Annotated in this window: 22 protein-coding genes; 15 read left to right on the forward strand and 7 right to left on the reverse strand. The window is 56.1% G+C overall.

Annotated elements, in window-relative coordinates; all coding sequences use genetic code 11:
• Positions 1–19 precede the first annotated feature (19 nt).
• The 7 genes from WC598_RS12535 to WC598_RS12565 all read left to right on the forward strand — a co-directional run bounded on the left by WC598_RS12535 (position 20) and on the right by WC598_RS12565 (position 14,445).
• Positions 20–4,669: a PAS domain S-box protein gene (locus WC598_RS12535; RefSeq protein ID WP_372961845.1), complete on the forward strand. Its 4,650-nt coding sequence runs from the start codon at positions 20–22 to the stop codon at positions 4,667–4,669.
• Positions 4,666–8,463 (forward strand): PAS domain S-box protein, encoded by a 3,798-nt coding sequence (locus WC598_RS12540; RefSeq protein ID WP_372961846.1) that lies wholly within the window; start codon positions 4,666–4,668, stop codon positions 8,461–8,463. Before WC598_RS12535 ends, WC598_RS12540 begins: the two co-directional genes overlap by 4 nt.
• Positions 8,464–8,515: 52 nt before the next feature.
• Positions 8,516–10,549 (forward strand): PAS domain S-box protein, encoded by a 2,034-nt coding sequence (locus WC598_RS12545; protein ID WP_372961847.1) that lies wholly within the window; start codon positions 8,516–8,518, stop codon positions 10,547–10,549.
• A 121-nt stretch (positions 10,550–10,670) separates the two neighbouring features.
• Entirely contained in the window at positions 10,671–11,816 is a 1,146-nt protein-coding gene (locus WC598_RS12550) for a response regulator (protein WP_372961848.1), read from the forward strand.
• Between the two features lie 67 nt (positions 11,817–11,883).
• Positions 11,884–12,813 carry a response regulator gene (locus tag WC598_RS12555; protein ID WP_372961849.1) on the forward strand — a complete coding sequence of 310 codons (930 nt, stop codon included), beginning with the start codon at positions 11,884–11,886 and terminating at the stop codon, positions 12,811–12,813.
• A gap of 50 nt (positions 12,814–12,863) precedes the next feature.
• Positions 12,864–13,967, forward strand: coding sequence for a response regulator (locus WC598_RS12560; RefSeq protein WP_372961850.1), 1,104 nt, complete (start codon positions 12,864–12,866; stop codon positions 13,965–13,967).
• Positions 13,968–14,049: 82 nt separating this feature from the next.
• Positions 14,050–14,445: a hypothetical protein gene (locus WC598_RS12565; RefSeq protein ID WP_372961851.1), complete on the forward strand. Its 396-nt coding sequence runs from the start codon at positions 14,050–14,052 to the stop codon at positions 14,443–14,445.
• 537 nt (positions 14,446–14,982) lie between these two features.
• On the opposite strand, the gene fen is transcribed toward WC598_RS12565, so the two are convergent.
• Both fen and WC598_RS12575 read right to left on the reverse strand, forming a co-directional pair.
• Positions 14,983–15,984, reverse strand: coding sequence for a flap endonuclease-1 (gene fen, locus WC598_RS12570; protein WP_372961852.1), 1,002 nt, complete (start codon positions 15,982–15,984; stop codon positions 14,983–14,985).
• 23 nt (positions 15,985–16,007) lie between these two features.
• Complete coding sequence (locus tag WC598_RS12575; RefSeq protein ID WP_372961853.1) at positions 16,008–16,322, reverse strand: hypothetical protein; 315 nt, start codon at positions 16,320–16,322, stop codon at positions 16,008–16,010.
• A gap of 57 nt (positions 16,323–16,379) precedes the next feature.
• Between WC598_RS12575 and WC598_RS12580 the strand changes: the two genes are divergently transcribed.
• A complete protein-coding gene (locus WC598_RS12580; protein ID WP_372961854.1) occupies positions 16,380–17,345 on the forward strand; it encodes a presenilin family intramembrane aspartyl protease PSH in 966 nt (321 codons plus the stop codon).
• A 307-nt stretch (positions 17,346–17,652) separates the two neighbouring features.
• Here WC598_RS12580 and WC598_RS12585 read toward each other — a convergent pair whose 3' ends face one another.
• Positions 17,653–18,738 carry an NOG1 family protein gene (locus WC598_RS12585; protein WP_372961855.1) on the reverse strand — a complete coding sequence of 362 codons (1,086 nt, stop codon included), beginning with the start codon at positions 18,736–18,738 and terminating at the stop codon, positions 17,653–17,655.
• A gap of 45 nt (positions 18,739–18,783) precedes the next feature.
• On the opposite strand from WC598_RS12585, the gene WC598_RS12590 reads away from it, so the two are divergent.
• The 3 genes from WC598_RS12590 to WC598_RS12600 all read left to right on the forward strand — a co-directional run bounded on the left by WC598_RS12590 (position 18,784) and on the right by WC598_RS12600 (position 20,522).
• The gene (locus WC598_RS12590; RefSeq protein WP_372961856.1) at positions 18,784–19,662 is read left to right on the forward strand and encodes a CBS domain-containing protein; all 879 of its coding nucleotides are present in this window, start codon (positions 18,784–18,786) and stop codon (positions 19,660–19,662) included.
• A gap of 206 nt (positions 19,663–19,868) precedes the next feature.
• Positions 19,869–20,078 carry a histone family protein gene (locus WC598_RS12595; protein ID WP_372961857.1) on the forward strand — a complete coding sequence of 70 codons (210 nt, stop codon included), beginning with the start codon at positions 19,869–19,871 and terminating at the stop codon, positions 20,076–20,078.
• Between the two features lie 189 nt (positions 20,079–20,267).
• The gene (locus tag WC598_RS12600; protein ID WP_319377636.1) at positions 20,268–20,522 is read left to right on the forward strand and encodes a PRC-barrel domain-containing protein; all 255 of its coding nucleotides are present in this window, start codon (positions 20,268–20,270) and stop codon (positions 20,520–20,522) included.
• Here the strand turns inward: WC598_RS12600 and WC598_RS12605 are convergent.
• From WC598_RS12605 to WC598_RS12620, 4 genes are all read right to left on the reverse strand, one after another.
• On the reverse strand, positions 20,504–21,202 hold the full coding sequence (locus WC598_RS12605) for a phosphoglycolate phosphatase (protein WP_372961858.1): 699 nt from the start codon (positions 21,200–21,202) through the stop codon (positions 20,504–20,506). The two genes, WC598_RS12600 and WC598_RS12605, sit on opposite strands and share 19 nt — an antisense overlap.
• A complete protein-coding gene (gene radA / locus WC598_RS12610) occupies positions 21,196–22,173 on the reverse strand; it encodes a DNA repair and recombination protein RadA (protein ID WP_372961859.1) in 978 nt (325 codons plus the stop codon). Before radA ends, WC598_RS12605 begins: the two co-directional genes overlap by 7 nt.
• 80 nt (positions 22,174–22,253) lie before the next feature.
• Positions 22,254–23,543, reverse strand: a complete 1,290-nt coding sequence (locus tag WC598_RS12615) for a nucleic acid-binding protein (RefSeq protein WP_372961860.1) — start codon at positions 23,541–23,543, stop codon at positions 22,254–22,256.
• Between the two features lie 116 nt (positions 23,544–23,659).
• Positions 23,660–24,808 (reverse strand): LL-diaminopimelate aminotransferase, encoded by a 1,149-nt coding sequence (locus WC598_RS12620; RefSeq protein WP_372961861.1) that lies wholly within the window; start codon positions 24,806–24,808, stop codon positions 23,660–23,662.
• Between the two features lie 108 nt (positions 24,809–24,916).
• Here WC598_RS12620 and cutA point away from each other — a divergent pair, with 108 nt between their 5' ends.
• The 4 genes from cutA (at position 24,917) to WC598_RS12640 (ending at position 26,820) form a co-directional block, all read left to right on the forward strand.
• Complete coding sequence (gene cutA / locus WC598_RS12625; RefSeq protein ID WP_372961862.1) at positions 24,917–25,261, forward strand: divalent-cation tolerance protein CutA; 345 nt, start codon at positions 24,917–24,919, stop codon at positions 25,259–25,261.
• Positions 25,258–25,998, forward strand: coding sequence for a formate dehydrogenase accessory sulfurtransferase FdhD (gene fdhD / locus WC598_RS12630; protein ID WP_372961863.1), 741 nt, complete (start codon positions 25,258–25,260; stop codon positions 25,996–25,998). Before cutA ends, fdhD begins: the two co-directional genes overlap by 4 nt.
• A gap of 85 nt (positions 25,999–26,083) precedes the next feature.
• On the forward strand, positions 26,084–26,557 hold the full coding sequence (locus tag WC598_RS12635; protein WP_372961864.1) for a DUF1890 domain-containing protein: 474 nt from the start codon (positions 26,084–26,086) through the stop codon (positions 26,555–26,557).
• Positions 26,545–26,820: a DUF1894 domain-containing protein gene (locus WC598_RS12640; protein ID WP_372961865.1), complete on the forward strand. Its 276-nt coding sequence runs from the start codon at positions 26,545–26,547 to the stop codon at positions 26,818–26,820. The genes WC598_RS12635 and WC598_RS12640 overlap by 13 nt, the downstream gene beginning before the upstream one ends.
• Positions 26,821–26,890: the final 70 nt, after the last annotated feature.

Genomic DNA, 26,890 nt, shown 5'->3' on the forward strand with positions numbered 1-26,890 from the left:
CCGGGGACGGGGATGGCCGATGGACAACGGGAAGAAAACCAACACGTTACACATCCTGCTTCTTGAAGACGATACTGCCCACCAGGATCTCATCCTCCGGGCATTCCGGGAGGATCCCGAACCATTCCGGTTGTCCCTTGCAGGAACGATACGGAACGCCCGGGAGATCATCGGGCATGACCCGCCTGACCTGATCATCTCCGACTGGATCCTTCCTGACGGGAAAGGTCTCGACATATTGCCCCGCACGGACGGGAGGGTGACTATCCCTCTTATCATCATGACCAGCTATGGCGATGAACGACTCGCTGTTGAGATCATGAAATCCGGGGCCATCGATTACGTGGTCAAATCCGCAACAGTGTTCAAAGACCTGCCGCATATTGTACGGCATGGGCTGCGGGACTGGGATAATATCCGGCAGAGGAAACAGGCTGAAACAGCTGCCCTGGAATCCCAGAAACGCCTTGCCGATATCCTTAATTTCCTTCCCGATGCCATGCTGGCAATTGATAATAAGGGCCGGGTAATCGCGTGGAATGATGCAATTGAACGGATGACCGGGGTTTCAGCCGGGGAAATGCTGGGAAAAGGCGATTATGCATACAGTCTTCCTTTTTATGGAGAGCGGCGACCGATCCTCATTGATCTTCTGCGAAGTGAACATCCGGAGATCGAGAAAAAATATGATTATGTCCATCGTGATTGTGACCGGCTGACAACGGAAGTGTTCAGCCCGGTTCTTTTTGAGGGGAAGGGAGCGTATCTCTGGGGTACTGCAACCCCGCTGTATGATGCTGACCGCAACCGTATCGGTGCCATCGAAGTTATCCGGGATATCACGGAACGCAAGCTGGCTGAAGAAACCCTCAAAAAACGGGAAGCCACCTTAGAGATACTCCTCAATGCTCCCCATGACACCATTGCGCTCCTTGACCGGCAGGGACGGATCATCAATATCAACGAGAGCGGAGCCCGCCGCCTCGGGAGAACCGTGCCGGAGGTTCTCGGGTGCCCGGTCTATGACCTCCTGCCTTCGGATCTTGCCCGGGCAAGAAAAGGGTTTATCGACCGTGTTTTTGCAACCGGTGAACCCGCCTGTTTTGAGGATGAACGGAACGGGATGTGCCTTCACCATGAGGTCTATCCGGTTTTTGGATCTGATCATGTGACCATCGAACAGGTTGCGATCTTTACCCGTGATATCACCGATCAGAAAAAGACCAAACGGGCTCTTGAGAAGAGCGAGAGCCGGTTCCGGCATGTGTCCGATCTCATCTCCGATTTTGCTTTCTCCTGCCTCCGGCCTGAGACGGGTACTTTCTCCATAGACTGGGTATCCGGTGCAGTCACCCGGATTACCGGGTTCTCCGATACGGAGATCCTGTCTATGGGCTGCTGGCGGGGTATCGTTGCTGAAGAGTACCAGCCCGTCTTCGATGCGGAAATTGCCGGTCTTCTCCCCGGCAGATCCTCCCGGTGTGAACTCAGAATACGGGCAAAAGACGGAACTGAAAAGTGGCTCGTATGCTTTGCCGAATGCATTCCTGATCCCGCCAATCCCCAAAACCACCGGCTGTATGGCGGATGCCAGGATATCACTGCCCGGAAAAACGCAGAACTGGCCCTGCAGGAGAGCGAGATCCGGTTCAGGGATCTCTTCAACAACATGAACGCCGGGGTCATAATTTATGAAATAATGCCGGATGGCTCGGATTTCATCATCCGCGATCTCAACAAGGCTGTCGAGACCATAGAACAGGTTAAAAAAGAGGAGATCGTTGGAAAGAGCATCCTCCAGGTATTTCCCGGTGTGCGGGAGTTTGGGTTGTTTGATGTGCTGCTGTGGGTTGCAAGGACCGGGATTGCAGAATCGCATCCCGTTTCCCGGTATCAGGACAACCGGATAGCGGGCTGGCGCGAGAACTATGTCTATAAACTTCCCTCCGGTGAGATCGTTGCGCTCTATGAGGATGTGACGGAGAAGAAACAGGCAGAAATAGCGCTCCGGGCTGCACGGAAATGGCTCGGGATCGCTCTCCGGGCAGCAAAGGCCGGGACCTGGGACTGGGATATTCCGGCAGGAACGCGGATCTGGTCGCCGGAGTATTTCGAGCTTTTCGGGCTTATACCCGGTACCCCGGCCTCGTTTGAAACCTGGATGGAAGCTGTTCATCCCGATGACCGTGAACCGGCACAGGCAAAGATCGATCAGTCGATTCGGGACCATACGCCCCTCTGGAGCGAGTACCGGATCATCCTGTCGGGAGGGAAGGTGCGCTGGATCGGGGCTGCGGGCAACACCGTCTACAACGATGCCGGCGAGCCGCTGCGCATGAGCGGGATCTGTATTGACATTTCGGAGCGAAAGGTGATCGAAGAGAAACTCCGCGAGAGTGAGGAGCGGTACCGGGCCCTGTTATCCAGTGGGGGTATCGGTGTCGGGTACTGGAGCCCTGACGGTACCCTCCTTTTCCTCAACGAAATCAGCCTGAACCGTCTCAAAGGAACCGCAGAGGAGTTCATTGGTAAAAATATCCGCGAACTTTTTGGGGCGGATGCGGAAAAGTACCTTGAACGCATGAGGATCGCTGCTGCCTCCGCTGACCCGATGGAGTACGAGGATTATATCAGCCTGCCTGTAGGGGAAGGCTGGTACCTGTCGATCTATAACCGGATAACGGGCCCGGACGGGAACGTGAAGGGAATCCAGGTCCAGTCCATGGACATCTCTGAACGCAAACAGGCAGAAGAGATCCGGAAATCCTATGAACTTCGCCTCGATTCTGCCATGGAGATAGGCAGCATGGCCTGGTGGGAGATGGACCTGCCGGACGGTGCGGTCCGGTTCGATGACCGCAAGGCAACTATGCTCGGGTATGCCCCGGCGCAGTTCCGGCATTACACGGATTTCACCTCCCTTTTGCATCCGGAGGATCTAGAACCGGCCATGCAGGCGATGAGAGATCATCTGGAGGGGCGGGAATCGCGGTATCATCTCGATTACCGTATCCGGACTGCTGCCGGGGACTACCGCTGGTTCCGGGATGTCGGTGGTATCACAAAGCGTCACCCTGACGGGACACCGGCAACCGTCACCGGCATTATCATCGACATCACCGCCAATAAACTGGCTGAAGAGAGGCTTCGTACAACCGAGACCCGGTTCCGGGCGCTCATCCAGAACTCCTCGGACATCATCCGTATCCTTGATCCGGATGGCAGGATTGCTTACGAATCCCCGTCCTCCGAGCGTATCCTGGGATACCCCCGGGAATATATGATAAACCGGGATCCCCTGGAATTTATTCACCCGGAGGATCTTGGGCGCGTTAAAGCGGATTTACAGGACGTGATAGACAAGAAAAATCCCGGAACGCCGACCGAATTCCGGATCCGCAAAGCCGATGGGGAGTATATCTGGGTTGACTCTGTCGGGATCAACTTACAGGAGGTTCCCGGGGTGAACGGGATTGTTATTACCACCCGCCCGATCCAGATCCGGAAAGAGGCCGAGCAGGCGCTCACTGATAGCGAAGAGCGCCTCCGGCTTGCCCTGGAAGGTGCCGGTGCAGCCTACTGGGACTGGAACCTCATCACCGGCAAGGCGGTCTTCAGTGACCGGTTCTCTACCATGCTCGGTTATCAGCCCGGCGATTTCCCTGCCACCTACGATGGGTGGACTGCGCTCATCCATCCCGAGGATCGTGCCCGGGTTCTTCCGGATCTCATACGGCAGATCCAGGAAAAATACCCGATCTGTGAGATCGAGTACCGGCTCCGCTCAAAAGATGGCGCATGGATCTGGGTTCTTGGCCGGGGAAAGATTGCCGAGACTGACCCTGCGGGAAATGCTGTACGTTTAACCGGTGTCAATATCGATATCACCAACCGCCGGCTTATGGAATCCGAGATCCGGTCGCTCAATACTGTCCTTGAACAGCGGGTAAAAGACCGTACTGAAGCCCTCTCCCTTGCCAATACCGCGCTTGCGGCGGAGAATGTCCAGCGCATCACGGCAGAAAAGAAACTCCAGGCATCCTACGATGAGAAAGTGATGCTCTTGAAAGAGATCCACCACCGGGTGAAAAACAATCTGCAGATCATCATAAGTCTCCTCAACCTCCAGTCCCGGTACATTACGGATGAACAGACCCTTGCGGCAATACGGGAGAGCCAGAACCGGATCAAGGCCATGGCCCTTGTTCACGAGAAACTCTACCGGGCAGAAGATATCTCCCGGATCGATCTCCGGGACTATCTCGCGTATCTGGGGGCCGGCCTTTTCAAATCCTATGACGCCGCAAGCCGGGGGATCCGGCTCTCTGTGGAAATTAAGGATATCTCTGTGGATATCGATGCCGCGCTTCCCCTCGGGCTCATCATCAATGAACTGATCTCAAACTCGCTCAAGTATGCGTTTCCCGAAGGAAAGAGCGGGTCTATCTTTATTCGCGTGACCCGGGACGGTCGTGCCTTAACGGTCCTGTTCCGGGATGACGGCATCGGGATTCCGCAGGAGCTGGACTGGAGAAATACCTTGTCGCTCGGTCTGAGGCTCGTCAATACGCTCGTAGACCAGCTGAACGGGACCATAGAACTCGACCGGACTTCCGGGACGCAGTTCACGTTCATTATCAATGAGAAGGAATCAAGGGGCCCCGAATGAACCCCACAGTTCATTCGTTCAGGCTGGCTGAACCCTGGTGGCGGGGAATAATCCTTGCGCTCTCGGCAGGAGTCATTCTCGTAACCCTCTGGTGCCTGACGCACGGCATCACCACCATCTTCATGCACATCTACTATTTCCCCATCGTCCTTCTGGCCTATCGTTATCGCTGGAAAGGCTGCGGTCTTGCAATGCTCCTTTCCCTCATCTATCTCGGGCTGGTTATCGCTTTCGATGCCGGAGAGCCGGATGTGATACTCGGGGCATGGTACCGGTTCCTGGTCTTTGTCGGTATTGCGGCAGTCATTGCCTTCCTGTCAGAGCGTCTCGTTACGGTCCAGTCAGACATAAAGAAGATGCAGCAGTTCCAGAACAGCATGATCGAAAATGCCAGTGTCTTGATTGCGGCGCTCGCTCCTGATGGCACCGTACTTGTCTGGAACGATGCTGCCGAGGTTATCAGCGGCTACAAAAAAGCCGGGGTTCTGGGGAAAAGAACGATCTGGAGACAACTCTACCCGGATACTGGATACCGGAACAACGTAACCGTGGAAATACGGCGGATCCTCGCACAGGATACACTCCTTGAAGATTTTGAGACGGAGATCCGGTGTTTTGACGGGAGCTCAAAGACAATCCTCTGGAATACCCGCAGCCTGCGGGACGACGCGGGAGTTGTCACCGGTTATATCGCGATAGGACGCGATATCTCGGCACAGAAAACCGCGGAATCCCAAGCCGCGGAAAGCTCGCGCTTCCTTGCAACCATGATAGACACGCTGCCCATGCCGATCTTCTTCAAGGACACCAGCGGGAAATACCTCGGATGCAATCCCGTGTTTGAAGAGTACATTGGCATCAGAAAGGATTTGCTCATCGGAAAGACTGCATTCGACTTATCCCCCCCGGATCTTGCGGAACGGTACACGGCAGCTGACCGGCAGGTTTTCGATACCCCGGTTTCCCAGCGCTATGAGACCCAGGTACGGTATGCAGATGGCAGCCGTCATGATGTCATATTCTATAAAGCTCCGTTCTTCAACAGGGACGGGTCCGTTGGCGGTCTCATTGGTGCGTTTATCGATATCACTGACCGGAAAGCCACCGAGGATCGCATCCGGGAACTGCTCCGGGTCCAGGACGAACAGATCCGGATCATCAACACGAGCCCGGCAATCTCCTTCCTGTGGCGGGCTGAAGAGAACTGGCCGGTCGAGTCCGTGAGCGAGAACATTACCCAGTTCGGGTATACCCCGGATGATTTCATCTCCGGCAGCATCCTGTATTCGGCGGTCATCCATCCGGAAGATCTTGCTCGCGTGGGAGAGGAAGTGGCATACAACAGCCGCCACCATATCGATGAATTTACCCAGGAATACCGGATCTTCGGGAAAAATCATGATCTTTTCTGGATTACAGATTATACCCATATCCGCAGAGATGATTCTGGAAACATTTCTCACTATGAGGGAATCATCCTGAATATCACTGAGCGCAGGCAGGCAGAAGAAGCGCTCCGTGAGACCAATGCATACCTCCGCAACCTGATCGATTATGCAAACGCGCCTATCATAGTCTGGGATCCGGAGTTTCGGATTACCCGGTTCAACCATGCGTTCGAGCACCTGACCGGCAGGGCCGAACAGGAAGTCCTTGGGCAGCCGCTCTCGCTCCTTTTCCCTGAAGAGAGCCGGACATCCTCTCTGGAACAGATACAGGTTACCCTTGCCGGTATCCGGTGGGAGACGGTAGAGATCCCGATTCTCCATGTTTCCGGGGGGATACGGGCTGTCCTCTGGAACTCGGCAACGCTCTATGCCGAAGATGGCCAAACCGTGATTGCCACGATAGCCCAGGGGCAGGATATTACCCTGCGGAAACGGGTGGAAGATGCCCTGCGGGAGAGTGAACAGCGCAATTCTGCCATGGTTGCTGCAATCCCGGATATCCTGTTTGTTTTCTCCCGTGACGGCACCTATCTCGATTTCCAGGCAGCAGATGAAAACCTGCTGGCAATATCACCGGATCAGATCCTTGGGAAAAATGTTGTGGATGCCGGTTTTGACGAAGATACCGCAAAGGCCATTCTTGAGGCGATCTCATCAGCGCTGGAGACCGGGGCCCTCCAGCGGTTCGAATACAAACATGCTGTGCCTGCGGGTATGTCCTGGTTCGAGGTCCGGTTCGTCAGGCTTGCTGCCGATCGGGTACTGGGCGTTGTCCGGAATGTCACCAATATCAAATCCGCAGAAGAAGCGCTCCGCAACTCACGGCAGTTCTTCATGGATATCATCAGTTTCCTTCCCGATCCAACGTTTGTTATTGATAAGGACGGCGTTGTTCTCGCATGGAACCGGGCACTCGAACTGCTCAGCGGTGTTCCGGCCGGAGAGATCATTGGAAAAGGGGATTACGAGTACAGCCTCTGGCTCTTCAGGAAACGGCGCCCGCTTCTCATCGATCTGGTCCTCACACCGGACAAGGATGCTGCACGGCAGAACTATCTCCATATCACCTGGGATGGAACTACCGTAACCGCTGAAACCGAGTTCCTCCCGTCCGGGGGTGGGCAGAAGATCCCCCTGTCGCTGGTTGCCTCCCCGCTCCTTGATGCACAGGGTAATGTTACCGGCGCGATAGAATCCCTGCGGGATATATCCCGTCTCAAGGAAGCGGAGGCTGAACTGGAGCGGTTCAATGCCAATCTTGAAAAGCTCATCCAGGAGAGGACGCAGGCGCTGAACGATGAGATCGTCCAGCGCAGGTATGCCGAACAGGAAGTGCAGGATGCCCTCAGCTATACGCGTTCGGTTATCGAGGCAAACCCGGACCTCATGGTTGTTCTTGACCGGGCCGGCCGGATCCTTGACATGAACGCTGCCGCGGAATCCTTAACCGGTCTCTCCCGGGAACAGATGATCGGGACACCGTATTCCCTCTACCTTGTGGACAACGCAACCCCTCGCGATATCCTCGACCAGCTTCTGGTTAAGGGTAGTATCGGGTATACCGTCCAGCTCAAACGGGCAGACGGCCATATGACCCCGCTCTCCGTAAACTCCACGCTCTTTCGCGGGAAAGATGGTGCGGCCGATGCCCGGATCATCGTTGCGGCCCATGATATCACCCGCCAGAAAGAGGACGAGGCCATGATCCGGGCAGCTCTCGATGAACAGGTCCTGCTCCTGCGGGAAGTTCACCACCGGGTGAAGAACAACCTCCAGATCATCATCAGCTTAACAAACCTCCAGATGCGCCAGACCGAGGATCCCCGGGTCCGGCAGGTCATGGCCGAGACGCAGAACCGGGTGCGGGCCATGTCCCTTGTCCACGAAAAACTGTACCGCTCCGCAAGCCTCTCCCACATCGACTTTTCCGATTACTCCCGCTTCCTTGCAACCCAGCTCTACTCTTCCTTTGGCACAGATCCAGGGAGGGTACATCTCGATTTTTCCATGGGAAAGATCATGGTGGACATTGTTACTGCTGTGCCTCTTGGTCTTCTCATGAATGAACTCATTACGAATGCCCTCAAGCATGCCTTCCCTCAGGCGAGAGAAGGGACGATCAGCATCAGTGGAAACGATGCCCTGGATCACATAACGCTGGTTGTCCGGGACAATGGTATCGGGATCCCCGCGGACTTTGACTGGCACAACACAACCTCGCTTGGCATGCGCCTCATAACGAGCCTTGTCGATCAGGTTGACGGAACGATTACCCTTGACCGTACGAATGGCACGACCTTTACGATCACCGCCCGGCGTTCTCCTGAAAAAGGGGGCCCGGTATGAACTGCATCCCCGTAAGGATTCCCCTGCTCTGTTTTGTAGAAGGTGGTATGGAATGAGTCCCGATGAACCCAGGGAAGAACCCGGTGGAGCCGGATTACCTGAAACTCAGGATCCCAATCCCGCTCTTCCCCTGAGTGTAGAACAGCTCACCGCTATCCTCCAGGCCTCCCCCATACCGATGTTTGTCATCGACAAGCACCACCGGGTAATCTCGTGGAACCTGGCGCTGGAACAGTTAACCGGTATCGCAGCCCGGCAGATTCTCGGGACTACTGAGCACTGGAAGGTATTTTACACCGAAAAACGGCCCTGTCTTGCTGACATTATCGTAGACGGGGCATATGAGAAGATTAAGGAACTGTATGCCGAAAAATCCCGCAAGTCGGAAACAACGGCGGGAGTTTATGAGGCAACCGATTTCTTCCCCCGGATGGGCAGTGCAGGAAAATGGGTGCACAGCATCGCTGCTCCCGTCATTGACAACACCGGTGTCCTGGTTGGTGCCGTGGAGAAGGTAGAAGATATTACCCGGATCATCGGGGCACAAAAAGATCTCAGAGAGAGCGAGGAGCGTTACAGCGCTCTCTTCTCGAACAACTACTCGGTCTCGCTCTTAATCGACCCGGACACCGGGCAGATCGTTGAGGCGAACGATGCGGCAGTCCGGTATTACGGGTATCCGCATGATCGGCTTCTGTCCCTGGGAATCTATGACCTGAACCGGCTGCCCCGCGAGAAGGTGGTGCAGAACCTTGTCCGGGCCAAAGACGAGAATGCCAAGCATTTCCCGTCGGTCCATTACCGCTCAGACGGGGAGAAGCGGTATGTCGAGATCTACTCCGGCCCGATCCGGGTGCAGGGAAAACCCCTGTTTTACTCGATCATCCACGATATCACGGACAGCCGGCTTGCCACCCGGGCGCTCAAAGAGAGCGAGGAGCGGTACCGGACTCTCATCGACCAGCTCCCCGACTATATCATCGTCCACCGCAACGGTATCCTGCTCTTTGTCAACCCTGCGGGGGCAGCGAACCTGAAATATGATGCGGAGTCCCTTATCGGGCGATCGGTCTTCAGCCTGATTGCCCCGGAATCCCACCGAATTACCCAGGATGCTGTTGTCCGGAGAATGAAGGGCGAGGATGTGCCTCCCTATGAGATCAGGATCAATGCCAATGACGGCACGTATCGCACCGTTCTTGTCCATGGCGGCCTGGTCCATTTTGACGGGGGGCCGGCCAGCATCAATGTGCTGACGGATATCACACCCCTCAAGGAGGCCGAAGCAGTGATCCGGCATGCCAATGAAGACCTCGAAAAACGGGTCCTGGAACGGACCGATGCCCTCCGGAAAGCCAATGAGCAGCTGACCGCCGAGATTGCTGCACGGGCTCTGGCAGAGCAGGAGACCCGCCGTTCCCTTGAGGAGAAGGTCCTTCTCCTGCGGGAGATCCACCACCGCGTCAAGAACAACCTCCAGATCATAACAAGCCTCTTAAAACTCCAGTCCCGGTTTATCGATGATCCCCACGTGCTGGAAGCTATCAAGGATACCCAGAGCCGGGTGCGGGCCATGTCCCTGGTCCACGAGCGGATCTATCGCTCCCCCGACATTGCGGAGATCAGCCTGAAAGAATACCTGACCTATCTGATCAAACAGGTCTTCCAGTTCTATACTATCGATCAGCAGAAGGTAGGCCTGTCCGTGACCATGCCCGAGATCATGGTGGACATCGATACGGTGACACCGCTCGGGCTCATCATCAACGAGCTGGTCTCCAACTCGCTCAAGTATGCGTTCCCTGAAGGGAGGAGCGGGACGGTATCGCTTACCTGTACTCCGCTGGAAGCCGGCCGGCTCCGCTTCGTTTACCACGACACCGGGGTAGGTATGCCCCATGGTCTTGACTGGCGGGCAGCCGAGTCCCTTGGTCTCCGGCTGGTGAACAGTCTCGTGGACCAGCTGGACGGCACCGTTGAGCTCGTGAATGGGGAGGGAACAACCTTCCTCCTGGAGATCCAGAAAAGCGGTACGGGCCGGGCCATGAATGAGGAGATATCCGACAACAAAGGTAAGAAGGAATGAAAGATGAAATCCACAGGAAAAAACTGCAATTTTTCAGGAGGGCCTGCACGTCTTGCCCCCATGAGCAAATGTTTATATGAATTCCCGATAACTGGTTGTCTGGTCAATACGGGGAGGGAGAATGCAACCGGCATCGCTCTTCATTGTTGAAGATGAATCTATCGTGGCAAGTGATCTCAAGGAAACCCTTCAGGCACTTGGCTACGTTGTTGCCGGCATGGCAAAGAGCGGGGAGACGGCTCTTGAAAAGATCCAGGAAGCCCGGCCGGATCTTGTTCTCATGGACATCCACCTTGCCGGCGGCATGGACGGTATCGACACTGCCGGCAAGGTCCATACCCACTATACGATTCCCGTAATATTCCTGACGGCCTATGCCGACAAAGCCCTCCTTGAACGGGCCAAACTCACCGAGCCCTACGGGTATATCCTCAAACCCTACGATGAGCGGGCGCTCCAGTCCACCATCGAGATGGCCCTCTACAAGTTCCGGGCGGATGAGCGTGTCAAGGAAAATGAGGCGCTGATCCGTTCGCTGCTCGACCTCAACCCCGCACCGGTCTTCATCCTCGACAAGGACACAAACGTCCTCTACATCAACACTGCCTTCTCCCTGCAAAAGACGTTCCCGGCCATCCCCCCCTCTCCCTTCCCTTCAGCAAGGCCACTGTCCGATCTCGTAGCATCCGGCAAGATCTCCCCGGCCCTCTTCGATGCAGTCCAGGTGCATTTCTTCGATAATGGCCCCTTCAAATTCGAAGAAGAGTTCCAGGGAACCTGGCTCTCCCACACCATCTCACCGCTTGTTGACCAGAACAACCAGGTGTCCCGGTGTGCTGTTGAGAGTTTTGATATCACGGATATCAAGAAGCGCGAACTCGATCTCACCAGCCTGACCCGCCAGCTCGAGAGTGAAAAGCATTCCCTTGCCCTCTTTGCCGCAATGCTTGACAGCATGGATGACTTTGTCGTGGCAACGGACATGGTCGGCAATATCATCTACATCAACAAGGCGTTCCAGGTACGGTTCCGGTTCACCAATGAGGACATCTCCGGAAAACACATCAGCGCCATAAAAGATCCCGCTGACCCGTTTGCCCTCGATACCAACTCGTTCCTCAATGACAAGAAACAGGTCTGGTCGGGAAGTGTTACGGTAGTGAACAAATTCGGGATCCGGATAAAGGCCCTCCTGAAAAGTACCCCCGTTGCGTTCGAGCGTCAGAACGTGTGCCGGGTCTTTGTGTTCCGGGAACGGCTCGGATGACCGCGAGGGAACGAACAGGGAAGATTAATCAGGATATTCAGAAGAACGGTAGTATACTAGGTGCATAATGGAGAAGCCTGCGATTTTTATTGTGGAAGACGAGGCGATAGTTGCAAACGATATCAAGGAGACCTTGAAAAGCCTGGGATACGAAGTGCCCGGCATTGCAAAATCCGGTGAGATCGCCCTTGAAAAAGTTAAGGAGCTGAGGCCCGATCTCGTCCTGATGGACATCCATCTCGCCACCCAGATGGACGGGGTTGAGACCGCAGGAAAGATCCATGCCCTCTATGATATTCCGGTCATTTACCTGACGGCCTATGCCGACAAGGCGCTCCTTGACCGGGCCAAGGTGACCGAACCGTACGGGTATGTCATCAAGCCCTACGATGAGCGGGAACTCCATTCGGTTGTCGAGATGGCGCTCTACAAGCACCGGATCGAGCGCGAGGTGAAGAAACGCGATACCATCCTCTTTGCGGTCAGTTCCGCGGTTGAATGGCTGCTCCGGATCTCCCGTGGAGATTGTGTTGTCCCCCGCGAATTCAATGCGTCCGATATACGGGATATCCTTGAACCTATCGGGCTTGCCCTCGATGCCGGAGCCATTGGGATCTTCCGGATCAACCCGGAACCCGCCGGTCCCGAAACGGTCAGCCTGATCTATGAATGGGGGTGCGAGAACTACCGCTCCTGCCTGTATAAACCGGAGCTGAAACAGTTCACGTTATCCGCAATGGGCCTCTCCCACTGGAACCAGATCCTGATGAAAGGCGAGGTGATCCAGGTGGCCCGGTCCACGATGACTGAAGAGGAGAAACCGCTGTTCGTCCTCCTCGGTGCTGCCTCGGGGGTCGTGCTCCCCATCTTCATCCGTGACAATCTCTGGGGATTCATCGGGTTCTTCGAGATTGCTGAGCGGTCCCGTTCCCCGGATGAGATCGAAGCGCTGCGCATTACCGCCAACCTGCTGGGAGCGGCACTGGGGTACCGGTAAGTGTCGCACGATCCTGCCATTCCATCGTTCATTCCCTGTGGTGATTGCCCGTGACCAGAACCCCCGTCCTGTTTGTTGTCGAGGATGAAGCGATCGTTGCAGAGGATATCAGGGCAACCCTCATGAGCCTGGGATATGAGGTTTCTGGGACGGCAAAATCGGGTGAATCCGCCCTTGAGCAGATTGCAAAGACACTCCCCGATCTTGTCCTCATGGACATCCATATCTTTGGCGCCATGGATGGTATCGAGACCGCCAGTCGGATCCACGAGACCTGGGGTATTCCGGTCATCTTCCTGACCGCCTTTGCCGATAAAGACCTGCTCGAGCGGGCAAAGACCGCAGAACCGTACGGGTATATCCTCAAACCGTTCGATGAACGGGGTCTTCATTCAGCCATTGAGATGGCCCTCTTCAAACACCGGATGGAGCAGCGCCTGAGAGAGAGCGAGGCAACAACCCGGACTATGGTGAACGCTACCCGGGATTTCATGTACCTCCTCAGCGCTGACGGAAAGTTCCTTGTTGTCAATGAGGCGTTTGCCGAGCGGGCCGGCATGACCCCGGAGGACCTGCTTGGCACAAGCGCGTATAATCTTGTGGGAAAGAAGATCCTCACCCCGAAGATGGCCTGCTGGCAGCTGAACACCCAGAGGGAAAAACAGATCCGGGCCGAGGAGGAGCTGAACCGCGACTGGTATGAGGTCACGATCTACCCGGTGTATCACGCAAATGGCAGCCCGGAAAAGTTCGCCGTCAACATAAGGAACATTACTGCACGGAAACAGGCAGACGAGCAGGTGAGGAACAATGCGGAATATTTCCGGCTGCTGATCGAGGATGCCTCGGAAGTGGTGGTGATGCTGAACCCCGACGGGACGTTCTCGCATCCGAGCCCGTCCTTCAAACGCGCCCTCGGTCTTTCCGAGTTCGAGGACCTGAAACGATCGTTCTTCGATCATGTCAGCATCAGCGACTACCAGCAGGCACAGCAGGTCTTCTCCGAAACCCTTGTCCACCCGGGGATGTCCAAGCCCATCCGCCTGACCTTTGAGAGGAATGACCGCTCATCCTGCATCATCAAAGGGATCATGAGCAATCTCTCCGATAACCCGTTTGTGGGCAGGATCGTGCTGAACGGCTGGGTCGAATAGCAGCGATAACGCCGAAAAATTTCGCAGTCAGATAAACCCATAAATAGCGCCGGGCCCGAAATCTCATGAGATGTGATCCCTCATGAAAAGAACAACCCTCTTTGCTGTATCAGTAATCGGTCTTCTTATTGCGGCCCTTCTCGTTGCCGGCTGCACCACCCCGTCGCCCGGTAACGTGAAGACCCCACCGGTCCCGACTATGTCCCTCCCCGCAGTGACTCCTGACGCGTCTTCCTGCGGGTTTACCACCTGTCATGGCCTCGATCTCGCGTGCGGGGCAAATGCCCCGCAGGTCTGCACCATGGAGTACCGGCTCGGTGACAAGTGCCGGCAGTATGCCCGGTGCGATTCGAGCGGGGGAAGCTGTACGCTTATCACCGACCCTCAGTTCTCAACCTGCAAGTCCTGCGTGGAGCAGTGCGCTGCAAAATCCGGCAGCAATGCGGTGTCGGCCTTTGAGTGCGAAGCCGCGTGCTGACAAGTATCGTCTGTCCCGACTCCCGGTATCCGGGAATGTCGGCCATCCTGTGATGGTCTCTCTCCCCGATCCGGATCCGGTCCGGAAGGGGGGGGTCTCCGGCCTACCCCCCCTCCCCGTTTTTTCAAAACCGATTGGACCCCCCTCCCCCTGCAGGGGGGTGGTATGCGAACGACCCCCCCGCCCGGTCAGGCCCGGTGGACCCCCATCTCATTTTCGGGTAACTGGGAAGAACCTGGCCTCACGCCGGCAATTCCACGCGAAATGCCGCACAGGCGGGTGCACAAAAGGAGTATCACGCACATTTGAAGCGGGGGGTCTTCCGGGGACCACCCCCCTCGTTGTTTTTTAAAACGATCAGACCCCCCCACTGTTGGTTTTTGTAACCGGGGGTAACCCCCCATGATCGGTACGGGGCTGTACGGGAATCCCACGTGGAGATATCGGGTGTTCAGGGAAAACAGAGGGGATTCCGCCGGCAACAAACAGCAGGTGATCCAAACCAGAAAGGATCCGGCCGGTCCGCCAGGAATCCGGTTAAAACCAGCTCTCAAGCGTCTTCTGCCCGGCCTTGACCGTGAATCCTACCATGGCCTTGTTCACCCGGTCTTCTGAAAAGTCGTAGCCATCGCAGAGCAGTTTGCGGATCCCTTCTGGATCCGGGTGGCCGGCAGCAAGCGAATACTCATCCGTTACCGGGGGATGGAGGAACATATCTGCAACCGGGGCAGGATCAAAGTCCGGCGCCTTTTCTTTGAGTTTTGCAGCAAATTCGCCTTTCAGTACAATCTTAAGGGCGGTCTTTGCACCAACGCCGCTGATCCCCGGGTTGAAGTCGTTGCCGACAAGGATTGCAATCTCGATCAGCTGCTCCCTTGTGAGTTTGAGACCGGCAAGGGTCTCGGCGAGCACAATCCGCTCCGGGCTCACCGTGATCTGCCGGCCCCGGATCTTCCGCTTGCCCGAGACCGTCAGGTTCCGGACAAGGGTCGGGGCACCGAAGAGCAGGGTATCGTAGTCCTGCGAGACAACGTACCGGGCATCGCCTTTCGCTGCCATGTAGGATGCCTGCGCTTCCCCCTCCCCGGGCGCCTGTACTACCGGGATACCCATCAGCCGGAGGAGCTCTTTGGAGGTCTCGACAATCGTGGTATCGACCCGGGTGGCGGAGCGGGCCTGCTTGTACGCCTCCTCCTCGTCGCCCCGCTCCACCGCCTCCTTCCACTTCTCGCCGGCAGTGTCGCGGAGTTTGCGCCGCTCGTCAATGGTTGCCTGCTTCAGCGCTGTCGGCTTTCCGTCAAAAACAAAGACCGGCTTTATCCCCTTCTCCATGAAGCTCGCCATCCGGAAGAGGATGCCCGAGAGATGGGAGGTGACCCGGCCCTGGCGGTCCATCAGCGGTGTCCCGTCCGGCTGCCGGATGATCGTCAAGAACTGGTAGAGTGCGTTGTTGGCATCGATGACCGCAATGCCCGGCAGGGACTCCCAGGTGACCGGTGTCTTGTAATCCGCAATGATGTCCCGTAGTGCAACGCCCATGCTCTCACCGGTTGGATCTTTTTTTATTTGTAGGCACGCTTCGCCATCTCTGCCACGAGCTCGTCCAGGTGGGAGATCGCAAGGTCGTACTTGTCCACCATCCGGGTGGAGATCTCTTCAAGATTGGTTCTCAGCATCCGCTCACGGGTGACAACGCTCTGCTCCAGCCGGCGCATCTTGACCTGGAGCGAGAGGAAGAGCCCGCCTATCGAGAGCATCATTAAGCATGCCGCAACCGCGATCGTGAGGTCCTGCCAGAAACGGAGGATGAGAACGAGCGTTGAGACCACCATGATGATGGTGAGCAGGATATCGAATGCATACTCACGTAGGTCCATGCTTTTAGATGATGAGAGCACACTAATTAATCTAACGAATTCACCGGAGAGAAAAGCGTGGAATTAAAAAATATCATCCCCCTTCTTGCAATGCCCCTCCTCCTCATCGCCGTGGAGCTCGGGTCACTCTTAATCTCGCTTCCCGTACAGGCTTCGGGGATCACCGCCTTTGATGACCCGACGTCGATGGCAAACCCGCTCATCTTTATTGCCATCCTGCTCGTCTTCACCGCTTTCCTCCTGATCCTGATAAAGTATGATATGAAAAAAGTGATCGCGGCTATCATCGGGCTCTCCATTCTCTGTACGTTTGCCTACATCTATGCCGCGATTGTCTATGCGGCGATAGGTGCAACGGCTGCGGGAGCGCAGGGCTGGTGGGATGCCGTGATCCCCGGTGTTGTCATCTATTCAATGACTGCCGAAACCCTCATGGCAACCGCCATTATCGTTGTGCTTGCCGTCCTCTCCACGCTCCTCCTCTACAAGTACCCGGAATGGTACGTGATCGATGCCCTTGGCATCCTGATAGGCGCCGGTGTTGCCTCTATATTCGGCGTCTCCTTGGATGTCCTGCCGGTCGTGATCCTCCTCATCCTGCTTGCGGTCTATGACGCGATCTCGGTGTACAAGACCAAGCACATGATCACCCTTGCCGAGGGGGTCATCGATCTCAAGACCCCGATCCTCTTTGTCATCCCCAAGCGCCGCGATTATTCCTTCAGGAAGGAAGGGATCGGCAAGCTGCAGGACGGGGGAGAGCGGGCCGCGTTCATCATCGGCATGGGCGACATGATCATGCCCTCCATCCTCGTTGTGTCAGCAAACGTGTTCATCCAGGGGGCAAAGCTCGGCGGGATCATCAACCTGGCAGCGCTCGGGGCTATCATCGGCTCGATTGCCGGCATCCTCGTGCTCCTGCACTTTGTTATGTCCGGAAAACCGCAGGCCGGCCTGCCCCCGCTGAACGGCGGGACCATCCTCGGGTTCCTTGCAGGTTATGCCCTGATGATGTGGGTCTGATACCTATTCCATCCCCTTTTTCCTGAGTCATCCGGACCTGAAAAGTCCCCGAAAATAAATTCCTCTTAAAACGCCCCGTTTGCCAATCGGAGCCCGATTTGAAAATACGGTTTTTTGAGAGTCGCACTTTCTGGCGAATTATACGACACGATTTTTAAGATGGGGCTGCATGGCCCCCCGTTTGCTTATCCGGGGGAAAATCTGGCTTTAAAACCGGTCAATACAGACCCTTTTGGATGCACACGGAGGTGTAATTCCGGTGTGGAGATCGCCCGGGGAACCGGTGGGGGTCCGGATTTGGGACTCTTCACTGAGGTTCTGTCCGCGTCCGGGGTTTCCTGGCTCTCTTTCTCCGCGGGCGCTTGGGACCCTGGGGGTCAAATGCGTCTTCATCCGATTCCGCCTCGTCGTCTTCAAGGGGGACCGGCGACCGGATATCCACGGCCTTCTCTCGTTTCTTCTCCACATATTCAGGTTTGTGAGTGAGCAGGGCAGCGAGGACTTCATCGACACCTTCGCCCGTCTGCGTGGACATGGTGGTGTAGCCGTCTGCCACCCGAAGATCTGATTTGTTGGCAACAACAATGACCGGGACACTCACCATCCCTTTCACCTCATCTAAAAGACGGAGCTGCACTTCCATCGGGTACCCGCAGTGCTCCGAGGGATCGATGATGAAGAGCACGACTCTTGCAACATTCATCATGGCGGAGAGTGCCTGGCGCTCGATCTGGTTGCGCTCCTCTGCGGGCCGGTCAAGGATGCCCGGTGTGTCCACGAACTGGATCCGCTCCCTGCCCATATCGCGGTGGCCGACAATAATGCCCTTCGTGGTGAAGGGGTACGAAGCTACCTGGGGATCAGCGGATGAGACCCGGCGAATGAACGAGGATTTTCCCACGTTCGGGTAGCCGGCAATGACGATAGTGAACGCCTCCTCGACATTGGGGAGCTGGCGCAGGCCGTTCCTGACTTCGTTTAAGAACAGCAGGTCCTTGTTGATCTGGTGGACCATGGACGCAAGCCGGGCAACGGCCCGCTTGCGCACGACAACGGTGTCCTCGGCCCACCGCGACTGCGTGGCAAGCTGGTTCCCTATCATCTTCGTGTGCTTGGCAGCCCAGCCAACCGCCCCGAGGGACTGCTTTATATTATCAACACCGAAGAGGATATCGGCCAGCTCACGGTAGAACGGGGAAATCTCTTCAAACTCAGGGAATCCGCGTATGATATAGACCAGCCGGTCATGGACGGCTGCGCCGACTGCCCGGACAAACTCCTCGTTGGCGCGCCCCTTCTTTGTCTTCTCTTTCATTTTCTTTGCCGCACGGCGGAAACTCCGGTCAAGGATCTCGTCCGCTGTTGGCACCGTCGGCATTTTTTCGAATTCCATAATCGCCTACCTATATATTTATTGAATGTCATACGGTTTATCGTTATGGACCTGTCCCTGATCCAACGCGATATCCTCATTACCCTGATTACCCTCTATCACCAGCACTCGCACTCCATCAAAGGCGAGGAGATTGCTGACAGGATCCAGCGTAACCCGGGGACGGTGCGCAACCAGATGCAGGCGCTCAAGGCGATAGGCCTCGTGGACGGGGTGCCGGGGCCAAAGGGCGGGTATACCCCGTCTGCCCTTGCCTACAAGGAGCTCAACCTGAACCTGTCCGAAGGGGATTACGATGTCCCCATCAGCAGGAACGGGGACCTGGTCGAGGGGGTCAATGTCCAGGAGATCGATTTCACCACCCTCTGCCATCCGGATATCTGCCATGCGGTAATCCGGTTGTTCGGCAGTGCAAAACTCTTCGAGATCGGGGACCAGATAACCATCGGGCCTACACCGGTGAACAAACTCCTGATCCGCGGGGAAGTGTATGGCAAGGACGAGGTCAAGCAGTCGCTCCTGATTGCAACGTCCGAGATGATCTCGCTTCCCAAGCAGCCGATCAAGAATTATATGTCCAGCCCCCTGAAATCCCTCCGGTGCCTTGACTCCATCAGGGACGCCATTGTCCTTTTCAACCGTGAACACATCCACGGCGCTCCGGTAATAGAAAATACGGTACTCGAGGGTATCGTTACCATGAGCGATATTGCCTTTGCCGTGGAGAACGGGATTCCCCTCTCGACACCGGTGTCCGAGATCATGACCTCCAAGGTAGAAGAGATATCATCCGAGGTTAAGCTCTTCGAGGTTATCCGGAGATTCAAGGAGCGGGAGATCGGGCGGCTGATCGTTGTTGAAAACGGAAAACCGGTGGGTATCCTGACCCAGTCGGATGTCATAAGGGTATTTCCCTCCCTCTGAACGCGTTTTTTTGCCTAAACTCCATACCCCGGGGTTTTTACTGTTTTTTATACGATACACCCGGCTGTTCGAATGGGGTATCACCGGTTACCTGGGGGTTAATCCGGGGTGTATTTAAAGTCCTGTACCGTGAACAAATTCCCCCGGCACCAAAGCGGATACCTTTAGATATTCCAAGTCATACTCTATGGGAGGAATCACGTAATATGACCGAACTTTCCCAGGCTGCTGTTGAACGTATCATCAAGAAGGCCGGTGCCGACCGTGTCAGTGCCGATGCAACGCTGACCCTGTCAGAGATGATGGAGGAATACGGGGCTTTCCTTGCAAAGGAAGCAAAAAAGATGTCCGACCATGCCGGAAGGAAGACCCTGCGGGGCTCCGATATCCGGATGGCCGCCGAGATGTTCAAATAATGATGATCTGCTGAGCAAACGTAAAAATCTCTTTTTCCTCCCCGTTCAGATCCGTTCAATTCCGTGTCAGATCGCTGATATTTCCCCTTAAGTCTGGATGAATTGCCCGGCGCCCGTCGGAGACATGGACAAATTCCGTTGTAAAATGTCAATGGAACAGTTTAAATATTTGTACATCGTCCATTTTTTATGACTCGTGTATTTGCCCGCAGCCTTTCCAGAAAAAAGATCATGAGCAATGATGGCAAGCTCATCGGCACCCTCAAGAACATCAGGGTTGATTTCGATTCAGGTCAGGTCATCGAGATGATCATCCACCCGGACCAGGCGTTTGCCACGGATGGTTATAACCTGGAAGATGACAAGCTCCTTCTCATCCCCTTCGAGGCTGTCAAGGATATCAAGGACTATATCGTTGTTGATCGCTACCTTGCGAGAAAATAAGGATAATATTTTTTTATCGCTTCAACGAAGCCTTTACCATACTCTTTCTCTGCCGTATACTGTGCACCGGCTTTTATTGCCGGGTGTGCATTTGCCACAGCTGCCCCGATACCGGCGGTCCTGAGCATCTCGATATCGTTGAGCGAATCCCCGATGGCAAAGAAATCCGCGGGCACAAGTCCCAGTTCCGGTGCAAGTGCCACAAGTGCAGTTCCCTTGTTGATGCCCTTTGACTGGAGATGGATTGCATAGCCGGTGTCCAGCACCTGGACCGGTTGATCCCGGAGGATGGATCTGACTTCCTCCACCGGGACCGTCCGGGCAAAGGCAAGGTCGGCAAAGCGGTACGTGGGACTGAAGAGTTCCAGTTCCATTCCCTCTTTCCGGTAATGGTCCTGGAGGAGCTCAAGTGCCCGGAGAACTTCCGCCTGGTCACCCTGAACGTGGAGCTTTCCCGCGTATCCTACCCGGAACACTCCGCCGTTCTCGGCGATGAAGCTCCCCTGTGTTCCTATCATCTTGCAGAGCGCTTCCATGAAACAGGGCGCATTCCCGCTTGCAAGCACGACTATGATCCCCTGGTCTGCAAGCGAGCGGATCAGCTCAACTGCTTCTGTATCCAGCCTGCGGGAACTGTTGGTGATTGTCCCGTCAATGTCGGTCAGGAGCGCTTTCAACACGACTTGAGACCTGCCTCTTCGACAATGAACGGTGCTTCGCCTTCGGGAAGGTTGGGACTGTCCACGAGACGTGCAATGCGTTTTCCTCCCTTGCTCTTCCTGAGGTAGAGCCGGAATGTGGCAGTATGCCCGACGATGTTGCCCCCGATAGGCTTGGTGGGGTCGCCGAAGAAGACCGCCGGGTTGGACATGACCTGGTTGGTCACGAGCCCGACCGCGTTGTGCTCATCGATGAGCTTGAAGAGCTCGTGCATGTGCCGGTTGAGTTTCTGCTGGCGGGCTGCCAGGGTTCCCCTGCCGGCGTATTCCGCCCGGAAATGGGCGGTTAAGGAGTCGATGATGAAGAGCTTGACCGGCTTGTCGCTGGTCTTGAGCTCGTTTGCCAGCTCGCGGGAATTGTCGATGAGGAGCATCTGGTGATCCGAAGTATGTGCCCGGGCGATATGGATATTGTTTAAAAACTCCTGGGCATCCGGCATGTCATCGAGCCCCAGACCGTTCACCATCTGCTCGATACGCTCGGGGCGGAATGTATTCTCGGTATCGATGTAGATGGCACTGCCGTTGAGTCCGCCGAGCTCAACGGGAAGCTGGACATTGACTGCCATCTGGTGGACGATCTGACTCTTACCGGAACCAAATTCACCGTACATTTCCGTGATGGCCTGCGTTTCCATCCCCCCTCCGAGGAGGGTGTCCAGTTCGGGAACCCGGAATGACAGTTTCCGGATATCCTTTCTTGCTTCAAAGATATCCTTGCCGGTCTTGAACCCGCCGACATCCGCGATCTCGCGGGCAGCCTTGATGATCTTCTTGGCGGTCGATTCGGAGATCTCTGAGACCTCGGAAAGTTCAGCAGGCGATGCGGTCGCGATACTCTCAACCGAGAGGTACCCGGCTTCACGAAGCTTGTCTGCGGTGCTCGGGCCTACACCCGGTAAATCTTCAATCTCTAGTGGACCTTCAGCCATTTCTTACACACTCCTATGGCACAACAAGATGTTAATGACTCGGATATAAACCCCCGGACTGCGCAGGGTGAAAGTGAGGGTTACGGGTTAAGGTTCTGGCGGAATATCTGGATCTTTGCGAGAAGATCTGCGGCCGTGATAACAACGGGTTCGCTGGATTCCGGTACAATCCTGCTGCCGGAGAGGATCCCTTTTACGGTGACATCCGTCCCGTGGACAAACGATCCTTCAATGAGGTAGCGGTCCCTGCCATTATCGATGAACAGGCAGCCCGGGCCGGCAAGGATGGTTCCGGTGAACGTGACGGGCCTGGCCACCCGGTCCGGTACCCGGAAGGCACTCCCCCTGCCAACCCCGAGTTCTATACCGCCAAACCTCCCCGGCTTGCCGGTTGCATGGTACACCTCGACCAGGTCCCCGCACTTCAGCGGGATGAGGGCATTATCTCCCCAGAGCACGATCTTCAGTTCATCGCTGCCGTTGCCGATGAGCACGTTCCTGACCCAGGAAGCCGTCCCGGCTTTCGTGGTAAACGATCGCGGCTGCTGCAGCTGCTTCACTTCGCCTTGCACGGAATAGATGCCCTGATCGCTCACGGACGAGAGCGGGGCAAAGGGAACCGCGACGGGATGGTCGGCAATGGTCACCGTGCTCTTCTCGTCCAGGCTGTAGTTCCTCCCCTCCGCCCGGTTGTTGGGTTTTGCATTCGTGATATGGACGGTGGTGCCCGGAGAGATTTCAGCGAGCAGTTCCGGGGACCACGCCACGAGCCGGGCAGTCCCCCCGGCATCGCCCACGATTGCCTCCACCATCTCGCCGGTGCTCCCGTCCCGTTTCGTAAATGTCCGGGGCGGCTCTGCTGCCAGCAGCAGGACCTCCAGTTCCACCGGTTCGTTGGTGAGATTTGCGGATCCCGTGGGCACTGCGCAGGAGATCTCGCAGCTCGCTTTCCTGAGGGCAAGGGCGTAGATCTCTTTCGTGCTCTTTCCCGGGTGGCGGCCGATGACTTCAAGCACCTCGCCTATTGCGGTATCCAGTACGGCTCCCGCTTTCTGGTCCCAGAGCACGACCCGGGTTGTCCCGGTCTCGTCGCCGAGCAGGATCGTGGCAACCCAGCCTTTCTCCCCGTCAGCCCGGTCGAACTCCTTGGGATCGGTCTTGTCGACAACTTTTCCGAAAAAAGAGAATAAACTGGATTTGGCCGAGAGCCCCTTGATCTTCACGTGTTCGCGGCCCAGTTCGCCGACCACCATCATGGCGGCAGTCGGCTCGTCCACGAGATCGCCGCAATCCTCTATCTTGGCATCTACGCGCCGTTCGAACTCTTCCTTCGAGATGAGATCGTCGACAAGCGCGTAGTGGAAGTGCATTTGATGGGTCTCCGCCTACTGCTGCCAGGCCGGGCGTTCGATTGCGGCAAGGACAATACAGTCAGGGCCCGCGATATGGTGGTGCCCACCTTTGATAGGGAGGTTTTTTGTGAGTTTCACAGATTCATCTTCCGCATCCGTTCAATCGCCTCGTTGATCCGGGCAACCGGGCGGGTGATCGCAAACCGGACATAGCCATCGCCGCTTGCGCCAAAGCCTATTCCCGGTGTTGCCACGATACCGACCTCGGTCAGGAGCCGGCCTGCAAAGGCCATGCAGTCTTTTACCGGCACCCAGACATAGAACGTTGCCTTGGGGAGCGGGACATCGAACCCGAGTCCCTGCAGGCCTTTGACGAGCACGTTGCGGCGCTCCTGGTAGATATTACAGGCTTCCTTTACGCAGTCCTGCGGGCCGGAGAGGGCCGTGATGGCTGCATACTGCACCGCGTCAAAGACACCGGAATCAACATTGGTCTTGACCCGTCCGAGACCGGCAATGACCTCGGCATTCCCGACAGCCATACCGATACGCCAGCCGGTCATGTTGTAGGTTTTACTGAGCGAGTGCATCTCGATACCGACTTCCATTGCGCCTTTGGTCTCAAGGAACGAGGGGGCGCGGTAACCGTCGAACGAGACCTCGGAGTAGGCATTGTCGGAGACAACAACGATATCGTTCTCGGCGGCAAAGTCCACGACTTCCTTGTAGAACCCGTCCGGGGCAACGGCACCGGTGGGGTTGTTCGGGTAGTTGATGTAGAGGATCTTTGCTGCCTTTGCTACGTTCTTCGGGATGTCCGCAAGTACGGGGATAAAATTATTTTCCCGCAGGAGCGGCATGTCATGGACACGCCCCTCGGCAAAGAGCGTTCCTGTCCGGTAAACCGGGTAGCCCGGGCTTGGGGAAAGGACATAGTCACCCGGGTTTACGAATGCCTCGGCAATATGGGCAATACCATCCTTGGAGCCCATGAGGGCAACAACTTCCTTGCTGGCATCGAGCGTGACACCGAACCGCTTCCTGTACCATCCGGCAACGGCACTCCGGTAGGCCGGCATGCCGGCATAGTCCGGATAGTGGTGGTTTTTGGAGTCCCTTGCGGCCGTGCAGAGGGCGTCAACGATATGGTCCGGTGTTGCAAGGTCAGGATCTCCTACGGCGAGATCGATGAGGTCAACGCCTAATTTCCGTTGTTCGGCTTTCATCTCGTCAATCCGTGCAAAAAGGTATGGCGGGAGATTGCTCATGCGTGATGCGTACATAAGTACTTACCATTGGCGCTGGCGTCTATAGAAATTAACTATTGGGTAGTGCGGACGAACCGGTGGAATATCATAACCTTATTAGCCGGGAACGGCAACACCTCTCGTATGGAGAAGAAGAATGCCGCTGAACCGGCCCGCGATATATGCGTCATTTACTCTACGGTTCCCCCGCATAATTCTGCTGAACTGGCCCGCAGTCTTATCGGAAGAAATCTTGTTGCATGCGTAAATATCTCGCCCGTGCGTTCCCTTTACCGGTGGAAGGGAGAACTCTGTGATGATGAAGAGCACCTGCTCATCATAAAGACAAGGACAGAACGTGCCGAAGCCGTGATACGGGCAATAAAAGAGCTGCATCCCTACGAAGTGCCGGAAATCATTATCCTGCCGGTCATTGCCGGCCATGCCCCGTATCTTGACTGGGTGCATGAGGAGACGCAGGGATCATGATCTCCACGCACCGCAGTATCCGGGTCACCGCGGGAGTGGCCCAGGAGACCGATGATGCCGTCGTCATCGAGGACCGGTTCGAACTCCTGCTCAATGACCGACCCGTTACCGAGATGGTGGCAAGCCGGGATCAGCTCCGGGAACTGGGGGCAGGCTATCTCGTCAGCGAGGGAATAGTCCGCTGCGTGGACAAGGTGATTGTTGACGGGGACCGTATCCTTGCCTACTCCGATACCGGCTGCGACCTGAAGTGGGCGAAACGGGAAGTGGGGTCGTCGGGAGGGCTCAGTTTCCTCTCGGACCTGCCCCGTATCTCTTCGGATATCACCCTCACTCCGGACGAGGTGAGTGCGGTGACCGGCGAGATCGAGACGGAACTCTGGAGAAAGACCGGAGGCGTGCACTGCTCGGTCCTGTTCCGGGACAGAAAACTCCTGGCAAAGAGCAGCGATGTGGGCCGGCACAATACGGTCGACAAACTGGTAGGGTATGCGGTCCTGAACAAAATTGACCTCTCCTGCTGTGTTCTCGGCTGCACCGGGCGCCAGCCGGCCGGCATGGTCCGGAAATCTGCCCGGGCCGGGATCCCCGTCATCGTCTCACGGGCGGCATCGACTGACAAGGGAATAGCTGCTGCGGAGGCTGCGGGGATAACGCTTGTCGGGTTCTCCCGCGGGGACCGGTTCACGGTCTATACACACCCTGAAAGGATCACGGGCATCACGAATCCGGCATAATGTGGCGCTGTGCACTACGCGAAGGGTATTTCCATCACCCCGCATAAAGAACGTGTACCAGATATATGGCAGGGACTGGTGAACAATGGCAGAGGAACCAACAACGAAACCGGAAACAGCACTCCTCGTGCTCGGGTGCCCGCAGGTGCCGGTGCAGACCAGTATCGCGCTCTACCTGATAAACCGCTTAAGCCAGGCAGGGCTTGTCCCGGTTGTAGCGGGGAACAAGGCCGCAAATACGCTGCTCGTGGTGGCGGACCCGGACCGGCACTACCTTAAGGAAGTCATGGACCTGGACCGGGCCGTGGCGCAGATCTCCGACAAGAAACGCGACTTCGACCGCTGCTTTGTCTTTATCCACAATGATGCCGGAGTCAGCTATGCGGCAACAATGAGTGCTATCTCGAAGGCCAGACTCTACGTCATCATTTATGGCGAACATTACGAAGAACAGGTAAAGAAGATCGAGTTTCCCTGTACAACCATTGCGGCAAAAGCCGTGCACAACCCCCTGCCCTTAAAGAAAGCGATTGACGAGGTGAAACCATGGGCTGTGTAGAGTCGATGAATTACGAGATCGTCCTTAGGGATGCCACGTTCAAGGAATCCCGGGATTATATCAAGTCAAATTTCAAGGAATTTATCGAAGTCCAGCCCGGGTTCAAGGTATTCGATGTCCATGTCATCGGTCTGCCCCCGATTGCCATCGGGCTTGACGGCGACTTCGTTATCTTCCCCTACACCAAGCCCTGTCACGGGACCTTCCTTCTCCGGGTCGAGGATGGGGAGGAAGCGGCCCGGTTGCGCTTGCAAAAAAAATGAAGCATATGGACAGGGATTGTATATTGGCAGGACTGCCGGAACCGCCAGTCCACCGTGCAGTATATGAATC

It is taken from the genome of Methanoregula sp., assembly GCF_041645475.1.
GTDB lineage: Archaea > Halobacteriota > Methanomicrobia > Methanomicrobiales > Methanospirillaceae > Methanoregula.

Bases quoted from the DNA above. Each gene is read 5' to 3' on its own strand.
- WC598_RS12585 (WP_372961855.1), bottom strand. From the start codon at position 18,738: ATGGAATTCGAAAAAATGCCGACGGTGCCAACAGCGGACGAGATCCTT.
- WC598_RS12540 (WP_372961846.1), top strand. From the start codon at position 4,666: ATGAACCCCACAGTTCATTCGTTCAGGCTGGCTGAACCCTGGTGGCGG.
- WC598_RS12565 (WP_372961851.1), top strand. From the start codon at position 14,050: ATGAAAAGAACAACCCTCTTTGCTGTATCAGTAATCGGTCTTCTTATT.
- WC598_RS12590 (WP_372961856.1), top strand. From the start codon at position 18,784: ATGGACCTGTCCCTGATCCAACGCGATATCCTCATTACCCTGATTACC.
- WC598_RS12535 (WP_372961845.1), top strand. From the start codon at position 20: ATGGACAACGGGAAGAAAACCAACACGTTACACATCCTGCTTCTTGAA.
- WC598_RS12595 (WP_372961857.1), top strand. From the start codon at position 19,869: ATGACCGAACTTTCCCAGGCTGCTGTTGAACGTATCATCAAGAAGGCC.
- WC598_RS12555 (WP_372961849.1), top strand. From the start codon at position 11,884: ATGGAGAAGCCTGCGATTTTTATTGTGGAAGACGAGGCGATAGTTGCA.
- fdhD (WP_372961863.1), top strand. From the start codon at position 25,258: ATGATCTCCACGCACCGCAGTATCCGGGTCACCGCGGGAGTGGCCCAG.
- radA (WP_372961859.1), bottom strand. From the start codon at position 22,173: ATGGCTGAAGGTCCACTAGAGATTGAAGATTTACCGGGTGTAGGCCCG.
- WC598_RS12550 (WP_372961848.1), top strand. From the start codon at position 10,671: ATGCAACCGGCATCGCTCTTCATTGTTGAAGATGAATCTATCGTGGCA.
- cutA (WP_372961862.1), top strand. From the start codon at position 24,917: ATGGAGAAGAAGAATGCCGCTGAACCGGCCCGCGATATATGCGTCATT.
- WC598_RS12640 (WP_372961865.1), top strand. From the start codon at position 26,545: ATGGGCTGTGTAGAGTCGATGAATTACGAGATCGTCCTTAGGGATGCC.
- WC598_RS12620 (WP_372961861.1), bottom strand. From the start codon at position 24,808: ATGTACGCATCACGCATGAGCAATCTCCCGCCATACCTTTTTGCACGG.
- WC598_RS12575 (WP_372961853.1), bottom strand. From the start codon at position 16,322: ATGGACCTACGTGAGTATGCATTCGATATCCTGCTCACCATCATCATG.
- WC598_RS12635 (WP_372961864.1), top strand. From the start codon at position 26,084: ATGGCAGAGGAACCAACAACGAAACCGGAAACAGCACTCCTCGTGCTC.
- WC598_RS12600 (WP_319377636.1), top strand. From the start codon at position 20,268: ATGACTCGTGTATTTGCCCGCAGCCTTTCCAGAAAAAAGATCATGAGC.
- fen (WP_372961852.1), bottom strand. From the start codon at position 15,984: ATGGGCGTTGCACTACGGGACATCATTGCGGATTACAAGACACCGGTC.
- WC598_RS12615 (WP_372961860.1), bottom strand. From the start codon at position 23,543: ATGCACTTCCACTACGCGCTTGTCGACGATCTCATCTCGAAGGAAGAG.
- WC598_RS12545 (WP_372961847.1), top strand. From the start codon at position 8,516: ATGAGTCCCGATGAACCCAGGGAAGAACCCGGTGGAGCCGGATTACCT.